The organism is Streptomyces sp. CBMA152, assembly GCF_014596475.1.
In the GTDB taxonomy this organism is placed as follows: Bacteria; Actinomycetota; Actinomycetes; order Streptomycetales; family Streptomycetaceae; genus Streptomyces.
Genome location: NZ_MECJ01000024.1, coordinates 50,673 through 60,943 on the forward strand (window position 1 = coordinate 50,673; position 10,271 = coordinate 60,943).

1 protein-coding gene is annotated in these 10,271 nt (G+C 73.3%); it reads right to left on the reverse strand.

Annotated elements, in window-relative coordinates:
* Window positions 1-7 precede the first annotated feature (7 nt).
* Complete coding sequence (locus tag BG418_RS20340; RefSeq protein WP_188275360.1) at window positions 8-10,201, reverse strand: type I polyketide synthase; 10,194 nt, start codon at window positions 10,199-10,201, stop codon at window positions 8-10.
* Window positions 10,202-10,271 lie beyond the last annotated feature (70 nt).

Sequence of the window (10,271 nt, forward strand, 5' to 3'; positions counted from 1 at the left end):
GGGCACGTCAGGAACGGTTGCTGTCGTCGAGGTCGTTGCTGTCGGCGCCGTCGAGCGCCAGGTCGAGAAGGTCCTGGAGGTCCATCGTGTCGATGGACTCCCCTTCGTCGGCGGGACCTGTGGGGGGTGTGGGGGAATCGGGACCGGCGAGCCGGAGCAGGGTGTCCAGCAGCCCGGCCTCGCGGATCCGGCCCAGCGGGATGGTCGCGAGCGTGCGGCGCAGCTCGGCGTCCTGGGGGTCGGTGTCCACACCGGGGGCGGTGGGGGCTCCGGTGCCCGCGGGGAAGAGGATCTGCGCCAAGTGCCGGGCCAGGGCGGTCGGGTTGGGATAGTCGAAGACCAGGCTGGAGGCGAGTCGCAGGCCGCACGCCGCACCCAGGCGGTTGCGCAGCTCGACCGCGGTCAGCGAGTCGAAGCCGAGGTCCTTGAAGGCCCGGTCGGCGGCGACCGCGTCGGCCGAGGTGTGGCCGAGGGCGGCTGCCGCGTGTTCGCGCACGAGGTCGAGCAGGGCCGCCTGGCGGTCGTCGCCGGTCAGCTCGTTGAGCCGCTGGAGTGCGGCCGGGGAGCCGTCGGCGGCCGGTCCCTGGGCGGCGGGCGCGTCGCCGCGCAGGGCGTCCCGCACCTCCGGCAGGTCACCGATGAGCGGACGGGGCCGGGCGGCGGCGAACACGGGCGCGAACCGGGCCCAGTCGACGTCGGCGACGGTCAGTGCCGCGTCCTTCCCCGCCACCGCGTGCCCGAGGGCCAGCAGGTTCGTCGCCGGGTCCATGGGCGGCAGCCCGCGGCGGCGCAGTTGCTCCTCCGCGTCGCCTTCGGTCGCCATCCCGCCGTCCGCCCAGGGGCCCCAGGCGAGGGCCGTGGCGGTGAGGCCGCGGGCCCTGCGCCGTTCGGCGAGGGTGTCGAGGAAGGCGTTGGCCGCTGCGTAGGCGCCCTGGCCGCCACTGCCCCAGACACCGGCGATGGAGGAGAAGAGGACGAACGCGTCGAGGGAGTCGGGCGCGTCGAACAGCGCGTCGAGGTGGACGGCCCCGGCGGTCTTCGCGGCCACGACGTGGGCGAATCCGGGCAGGTCCGTGCCGGTGCCGGGCGGCTGCGAAACGCCGGCCGCGTGCACCACGGCGCGTACCGGGGTGCCGTCGGCGGCCAGCCGCGCGACAAGTGCCTCAAGCGCGGTCCGGTCGGCGACGTCGCAGGCCGCGAAGGTCACGGTGGTGCCCAGCGCGGACAGCTCCGCCTCGGTCTCGGCCGCGCCGGGCGCGTCCGGCCCGCGTCGGCTGACCAGGACCACCTGCTCCGCGCCGTGCGTGGCGAGCCAGCGGGCGACATGCCCGCCGAGCGCGCCCGTGCCGCCGGTGACGAGTACGGTGCCGCGCGGGGTCCAGGCCGCGGTACGTGCCCCCTGAGGCGCGACGCGCACCAGGCGCCGTACGAGCGTGCCCGAGGCACGGATCGCCAGCTGGTCCTCGTCGCCGCTTCCGGCGAGCACGGCGAGCAGCCGGTCCACGGCCCGCTCGTCGGCGGAGCCGGGCAGGTCGACGAGTCCGCCCCAGCGATCGGGGTGCTCCAGCGCGAACGTCCGGCCCAGGCCCCAGGTCTGTGCCTGCGCGGCCCCGTCCAGTTCGTCGGACGCGACGGCTGCGACGGCGTCACGGGTGACACACCACAGCGGTGCCTCGATACCCCTGCCCGCCTCGGCGAGCACGGAGGTCAGGGTCGAGCCGAGGGCGAGGCCGACGGGGACGCCGGGGTGCTCGGGGTGCGCGCGTTCGTCCAGCGCCAGCAGCGACAGGACGCCGGCCGTCGACGCGCGCGTCGCCTCGTCCACGTGCTCGGCCAGGCGTGCGCCCAGCGCCGCCGGATCGCTGTCGGCGGTGTCGAGGACGAGCGGTACGAGCCGGGCGCCGCCCGCCTCCAGACGTGCGGTCAGCGTACGGACCCAGGGGTCGTCCGCGTACGGCGCCGGCAGGGCCACCAGCCAGGTACCCAGCGGCGTACCCCGGTCGGCCCCGGTCCACGGCTGCCAGACGATCCGGTAGCGCCGGGCGTCCGCCTGCGACCGCGACCGCTGGTTGTGCCGCCACAGCGACAGGGCGGGCAGCACGGCGCTGAGCGGCTGATCACCGTCCAGCTCCGGCCCGCCGTCCAGCGACGCGAGATCCTCGCGCTCGACCGCGTCCCAGAACCGGGCGTCCACCTCACTGCCGCCGAGCTCGGCCCCGGCGGTGCGCGGGGCGGCGGAGGCCTCGGGCCAGTAGCGCTGGCGCTGGAAGGCGTACGTCGGCAGATCGACGCGGCGGGCGCCGGTACCGGTGAAGTACGCCTGCCAGTCGACCGTGACGCCGTGCGTGTGGGCCTGGGCGAGCGCGGTGGTCACCGTCTCGGCCTCGGGGCGGTTCTTACGGAGTACCGGTACGAAGGTCGCGTCCTCGGTGACGCATTCCTGCGCCATGGCGGAGAGGACTCCGTCGGGGCCGAGTTCGAGGTAGGTGGTCACACCGGCGGCTTCGAGGGATCGGATGCCGTCGAGGAAGCGAACGGCCTCGCGGACGTGGCGTACCCAGAAGTCGGGGGACGACATCTCGTCGGAGACCAGAGCGCCGGTCAGGTTGGAGACGACCGGGATACGCGGGGACTCGTACGACAGCCCCTCGGCAACCTTGCGGAAGTCGGCGAGCATACCGTCCATGTGCGGTGAGTGGAAGGCGTGACTGACCGTCAGCTGCTTGGACTTGCGGTCCGCGAAGTGCGCCACGATCTCCTGCGCGGCGTCCTCGTCACCGGCGATGACCACCGACTGCGGACCATTGATGGCGGCGATGGACACACCATCGGTGAGATGCGGCAGCACCTCGTCCTCCGACGCCTGCACCGCAATCATCACACCACCGGCGGGCAGCGCCTGCATCAACCTGCCACGAGCAGCGACCAGTTCACAGGCATCCTCCAGCGAGAACACCCCGGCCACATGCGCCGCAGCGATCTCACCAATGGAATGCCCCGCCAGGAAGTCCGGCTTCACACCCCACGACTCCACCAGACGGAACAACGCCACCTCGACCGCGAACAACGCAGGCTGAGTGAACTCCGTACGATCCAGCGCCTCAGCATCCGAACCGAACAGCACATCCTTCAGCGGCAGTTCCAGGCGCGAACACACCGCGTCCAACGCCTCCGCGAAAACGGGATACGCGTCATACAGCTCACGCCCCATCCCCAGCCGCTGACTCCCCTGACCCGTGAACAGGAACGCCAGACCGCCGTTGGCCACCGTCCCCTGTGTCAGGCCCGGTGCCTCCGCACCGGCCGCCAGTGCCGCGAGGGCACGCTTCAGGCCCTCGAAGTCGCCGTCTCCCTCGTGCCCGTCGGCGACGATCGCGGCGCGGTGGCCGAGACCCGTACGACCGGTCGCCAACGAGTACGCGAGGTCGACCGGCCGGGGGCCGTCCTCGGCTTCGAGCACGGACAGGAGCTGCCCGGCCTGGGCGCGAAGAGCCTCGGGGGTCTTCGCCGAGAGGACGTACGGGAGGGCGCCGGGCGCCGTGTCGTCGGCCGGAGCCGTCTCCACCGCCTCGGGGGCCTGCTCGATGATCGTGTGGGCGTTGGTACCGCTGATGCCGAAGGACGACACACCCGCTCGCCACGGCCGCTCGGTGACCGGCCACGGCGCCGCCTCCGTCAGGAGGGCCACCTCGCCGACCGACCAGTCGACGTGGGGCGACGGCGCGTCGACGTGCAGGGTCTGCGGGAGCACCCCGTGCCGCATCGCGAGGACCATCTTGATGATGCCCGCCACGCCCGCGGCGGCCTGCGTGTGACCGATGTTCGACTTGATCGAGCCGAGCAGCAGCGGCTGGTCAGAAGGCCGGTCCTGACCGTACGTGGCCAACAGCGCCTGCGCCTCGATCGGGTCACCCAGCTTCGTACCCGTACCGTGCGCCTCCACCACATCCACGTCCGCAGCCGACAGACCCGCACTCGCCAGAGCCGCACGGATCACCCGCTGCTGCGACGGACCATTCGGAGCCGTCAGACCGTTGCTCGCACCATCCTGGTTGATCGCCGAACCACAGACCACCGCCAGCACCGGGTGACCGTTCTTCCGCGCGTCCGACAGCCGCTCGACGAGCAGCATGCCGACACCCTCACCCCAACCCGTACCGTCCGCCGCAGCGGCGAACGCCTTGCAGCGTCCGTCGGGTGAGAGACCGCCCTGGTGGCTGAACTCGCTGAAGGTGCCCGGGGTCGACATCACGGTCACGCCGCCTGCGAGCGCCATCGAGCACTCACCGTTGCGCAGCGCCTGGATCGCCCAGTGCAACGCGACCAGCGAGGATGAGCAGGCCGTGTCGACCGTGACCGCCGGACCCTCCAGGCCCAGCGCGTAGGAGACCCGGCCGGAGAGGACGCTGCCCGCGTTGCCGGTCATCACATGGCCGAGGACACCGTCCGCGCCGGCCTGCTCCAGCTGGGCGTCGTAGCCGCTGTAGGAGGCGCCGACGAACACCCCGGCCCGGCTGCCGCGCAGGGCGGACGGGGCGATGCCCGCGCGCTCGATCACCTCCCAGGAGGTTTCGAGCAGCAGTCGCTGCTGCGGGTCCATCGCCAGGGCCTCGCGGGGCGAGATCCCGAAGAAGTCGGCGTCGAAGGCGTCGGCGTCGTAGAGGAAGCCGCCCTCGAAGGCCGGGCCGTCACCGTCGCCGTCGCCGTACAGCTCGTCGGTGTCCCAGCCCCGGTTGCCGGGCAGGCCGGAGATCGCGTCGCCGCCGTTCGCGACGAGCCGCCACAGCTCCTCGGGGGTGCGGACACCGCCGGGGTAGCGGCAGCTCATGGCCACAATCGCGATCGGGTCGTCGGCCGGGACGACGCCCGCGGGCGCGGCGTGCGCGTCCTCGGCCGTTTCCCGTGGGTCGCCGAGGAGTTCGGCGCGCAGGTGCCGTACGAGCGCGGCGGGCGAGGGGTGATCGAAGACCAGGGACGTCGCCAGCCGCAGACCGGTGACGGCGCCGAGGCGGTTGCGCAGTTCGACGGCGGTCAGCGAGTCGAATCCGAGATCCTTGAACGCCCGCTCGGGATCGACGCGTTCGGCCGAGGCGTGGCCGAGTACGGACGCGACCTGGGTGCGTACGAGGTCGAGGAGCGCCCGGTCCTGCTCGGGGGCGGCGAGGCGGTGCAGCCGCTCGGCCAGCGGGGTGCCGCCGTCCGTGCGGGTGTGCGCGGTCCGCCGGCCGCCCGTTCCGAGGAGCGCCCGGAAGACGGGGGCGACCGGGCCGGGGCCCGCGGCGGTGCGCAGCCCGGCGAGGTCGAGGCGGGCCGGGACGAGGAGGGGCCGGCCGGCGGCGAGGGCCGTGTCGAGCAGGGCCATGCCCTCGGCGGCCGACAGGGCGCCCATGCCGTGCTGTTCCATGCGGCGCAGCTGGGCCGCGTCGAGTCCGCCGGTCATGCCGCTGGCGTCGGCCCACAGTCCCCAGGCGAGGGAGGTGGCGGGCAGGTCCCGGGCGTGGCGGTGCTGGGCGAGGGCGTCCAGAGTGACGTTGGCGGCGGCGTAGTTGCCCTGGCCCGCGCTGCCGAGGGTGCCCGCGATCGCGGAGAAAAGCACGAAGGCGCTCAGGGGCAGCTCTCGGGTCAGTTCGTGCAGGTGCAGGGCCGCGTCGGCCTTCGGCCGCAGGACGGCGTCGAGGCGGTCCGGGGTGAGGGAGGCGATCATGCCGTCGTCGAGGACGCCCGCCGTGTGGACGACCGCGGTCAGCGGGTGCTCGGCGGGAACGGCGGCGAGGACGGCGGCCAGGGCGTCCCGGTCCGCCGCGTCGCAGGCGGCCCAGGTGACCTCGGCGCCCAACTCGGCGAGTTCGGCGCCGCGTTCGGCGGCGCCCGGGGCGCCGCCGCCCCGGCGGCTCAGGAGCAGCAGGTGGCGGACGCCGTGGACGGTGACCAGGTGCCGGGCGACGATGCCGGCGAGGGTGCCGGATCCTCCGGTGACGAGGACGGTGCCGTTCGGGTCGAGCGCGGTGGTGGGGGTCACGGCCGCGGGGGCGGCGGGGCGGCTGCGGGTCAGCCGGGGCACGCGTACGGCAGCGGCGCGCAGCAGCAGCTCGGGTTCGCCGGTGGCGAGGGCGGCTGCCAGCGGCCCCTCAAGGACGTCCGCGACGGGGGCGTCCAGGTCCGCGAGGACGAATCGTCCGGGGTTCTCGGTCTCCGCCGAGCGCACCAGGCCCCACACCGCGGCATGCGTCAGGTCGTCGACGTCCTCGCCGGGCGCGGCGACCGCGCCCCGGGTCACGACGACCAGCTTCGCGTCCGCGAACCGCTCGTCGGCCAGCCAGGCCGTCACCAGGGCGAGCGCCCGGTGTGCGGCCTCGCGCAGGGCCTCCGGTGTGTTCCCGGCGCCGTGTTCCGTGAAGGGCGCGAAGACGTGGGCGGGGACGGGCGCGCCCGCCTCGACGGCCGCACCCAGCGCGGCCAGGTCGGCGTATCGCGCCGCCGGGCCGGATTCCGTGGATCCGAGGACCGCCCAGGCGTCGGTGGACGCGGCCGTGCCGTCGCCGGTCGGCAGCGGCACCCAGTCGAGCTGGAACAACGAGTCGTGCTGGACGGCCTGACCGTCCTGTACCGCCTCGGGCCCGCCCGTCCCGAAGGGGCGCGGGGTCAGCGCGCCGACGGTGGCCACGGGCTCGCCGAGGTCGTCGGCGAGTTCGAGCGCGAGGGATCCGTCGGCACCGGGGAACGCCCGTATCCGCAGGGCACCGGCGCCCACCGCGTACAGGGTCACGTCCGACCAGGAGCCGAGCCCGGCACCCGAACCGGTGTCAGGTCCGGCGAGTGCGGCGGCGTGGGCCGCGGCGTCGAGCAGTACCGGGTGCAGCCCGAACTCCTCGGCCTGCGGGCTTCCTTCGGGCAGGCGCACCTCGGCGAACAGTTCGCCGTCGCGCCGCCAGACCGCCTGCACGGCCCGGAACGGCGCGCCGCGCTCGGGTGCCGCCGCGGCCTGTGCGTACAGCTCGGTGATGTCCACGGCCTCGGCCGAGGCGGGCGGCCACTGCACCGGCTCGAACGACGCCGCGGGCGCGGCGGGCGCGAGGACGCCGTGTGCGTGACGGGCCCAGGGTGCGTCCGTCGGCGCGGCCTCCGTCCGGGAGGAGACCGTGAAGGGGCGTCGACCGGTGGCGTCGGGTCCTTCGACGAGCAGTTGGAGTCGTACGGCGCCTTCGGCGGGCAGGGCCAGGGGGGCGTCGAGCGTCAGCGCTTCGAGGTGCGCGCAGCCGGCCTGGTCCCCGGCGCGTACGGCCAGTTCGACGAAGGCGGCTCCGGGCAGTACGGCCGTACCTGCCACGGTGTGACCGGCCAGCCACGGCTGGTCCCGCAGCGAGAGCCTGCCGGTGAACAGCACGGTGTCGGAATCGGCCAGCGTGACGGCCGCGCCGAGCAGCGGATGCGCGGCCGGGTCGAGCCCCGCCCCGCTCACGTCACCGGCACCGGCCGCGCCGGGCTCCAGCCAGTAGCGCTCGCGCTGGAAGGCGTACGTGGGCAGCTCGACGCGCCGGGCACCGGTGCCGCCGAAGTACGCCTCCCAGTCCAAGGGCACGCCCCGGACATGGGCGTGGGCCACGGCCGACGTCAGCGTCTCGGCTTCGGGGCGGCCGGAACGCAGGGCGGACACGAAGACGGTGTTCTCGCCGGTCACGCACTCCTGAGCCATGGCGGAGAGGACTCCGTCGGGGCCGAGTTCGAGGTAGGTGGTGACGTCGGCGGCTTCGAGGGTTCGGATGCCGTCGAGGAAACGTACGGCCTCACGGACGTGGCGCACCCAGAAGTCGGGTGACGCCATCTCGTCGGAGACCAGGGCACCGGTCAGGTTGGAGACGACCGGGATGCTCGGGGACTCGTACGACAGCCGCGCGACTACCTCGCGGAAGGCGTCCAACATGCCGTCCATGTGCGGGGAGTGGAACGCGTGACTGACCGTCAGCTGCTTGGACTTGCGGTCCGCGAAGTGCGCGAGGACCTTAAGCGCCGCGTCCTCGTCACCGGCGATGACGACTGACTGCGGGCCATTGATGGCGGCGATGGACACACCGTCGGTGAGGTGCGGAAGCACCTCGTCCTCCGACGCCTGCACGGCGATCATCACGCCACCGGCGGGCAGCGCCTGCATCAGACGGCCCCGCGCGGAAACCAGCGCGCACGCATCCTCCAGCGAGAACACCCCGGCCACATGCGCGGCGGCAATCTCGCCGATGGAGTGACCCGCCAGGAAGTCGGGCTTCAGACCCCACGACTCCACCAGACGGAACAACGCCACCTCAACCGCGAACAGAGCAGGCTGCGTGAACTCCGTACGGTCAAGAAGATCACCGTCGTCGCCGAACAGCACATCCTTCAGCGGGACTTCGAGGTGAGCAGCGACCGCGTCCAACGCCTCCGCGAAAACGGGATACGCGTCATACAGCTCACGCCCCATCCCCAGCCGCTGACTCCCCTGACCCGTGAACAGGAACGCCGTCTTGCCCTCGGCGGCCGTGCCCGTGACCAGGCCGGCGGCCTCGCCGCCCTCGGCGAGTGCGGTCAGGCGCGTACCGAAGTCGTCCCCGACGCCGCCGAGCAGCACGGCGCGGTGCTCCAGAGCGGCCCGGGTGGTGGCGAGGGAGTAGCCGATGTCCGCCGGGGAGTACTCCGGGTGCGTCTCCAGGTGCGTGAGCAGCCGGGCGGCCTGGGCGCGCAGGGCGTCGGCGCTCCTGGCGGAGAGCGTCCACGGCAGGACTGCCGGAGCGACGGTGGGGGCTGCGGCTTCCTCGGTGGGCTCGTCGGCCTCGGGGGCGGGTGCCTGCTCGATGATGGTGTGGGCGTTGGTGCCGCTCACGCCGAACGCGGAGACGGCCGCGCGGCGCGGTGCGCCGGTCTGCGGCCACGGCATCGGCTCGGTGAGCAGGGCGACGTCGCCGGCCGACCAGTCGACGTCGGGCGTCGGCTCGTCGACGTGGAGGGTCTTGGGCAGCACGCCGTGGCGCATGGCCATGACCATCTTGATGATGCCCGCGACACCGGCGGCGGCCTGCGTGTGGCCGAGGTTGGACTTCAGCGAACCGAGGCGCAGGGGGCGGCCTTCGGGGCGGTCCTGTCCGTACGTGGCGAGCAGGGCCTGGGCCTCGATGGGGTCGCCGAGGGTGGTGCCGGTGCCGTGCGCCTCGACCGCGTCGATCTCGGCGACCGAGAGCCGGGCGTTCTCCAGGGCCTGGCGGATGACGCGCTGCTGGGCGGGGCCGTTGGGGGCGGTGAGGCCGTTGCTGGCGCCGTCCTGGTTGACGGCGGAGCCGCGGACGACCGCGAGGACTTGGTGACCGTTGCGACGGGCGTCGGAGAGGCGCTCGACCAGCAGGACGCCGACACCCTCGGACCAGCCGGTGCCGTCGGCGGAGGCGGCGAAGGACTTGCAGCGGCCGTCGGGCGACAGGCCGCGCTGGCGGCTGAACTCGACGAAGACATCAGGGGTGGGCATCACGCAGACGCCGCCGACGAGAGCGAGCGAGCACTCACGCTGGCGCAGCGCCTGGGTGGCGAGGTGCAGGGCGACGAGGGAGGAGGAGCAGGCGGTGTCGACGGTGGCCGCGGGGCCCTCCAGGCCGAAGACGTAACTGATCCGGCCGGACAGGACGCTGGTGGCGCCGCCCGTCAGCAGGAGCCCTTCGAGTCCTTCCGGGGCCTCCTTGAGATCGGCGGCGTATCCCATGGCGCCCGCGCCGACGTAGACGCCGGTGCGGCTGCCGCGTATCGCCGACGGGGCGATGCCCGCGCGCTCGAACACCTCCCAGGAGGTCTCCAGGAGGAGGCGCTGCTGCGGGTCCATCGCCAGCGCCTCGCGCGGCGAGATCCCGAAGAACCCGGGGTCGAATTCGGTGGCGCCGTCGAGGAATCCGCCGCCGGTGTTGTAGAAGGTGCCCTTGCGGTCGGGGTCGGGGTCGGCGAGCGACGCGATGTCCCAGCCTCGGTCGGCGGGGAATGCGGTAATGGCGTCACCGCCCTCGTCGACCAGTTTCCACAATTCCTCGGGAGAGCGCACACCGTTCGGGAACCGGCAGCTCATCGCGACGATGGCGATGGGTTCCTGGGCGTCCGACTCGACCTCTTGGAGGCGGCGGCGGGCATGCCGCAGCTCCGTGGTCATCCACTTCAGATTTTCGAGAAGCTTTGCTTCGTTCGCGCTGGCCACTGAAACGTCACCCCCTGGGGAACTGCGGAATACGTACGGACATCGACTTCGGATCGGTCGGCGGACCGGT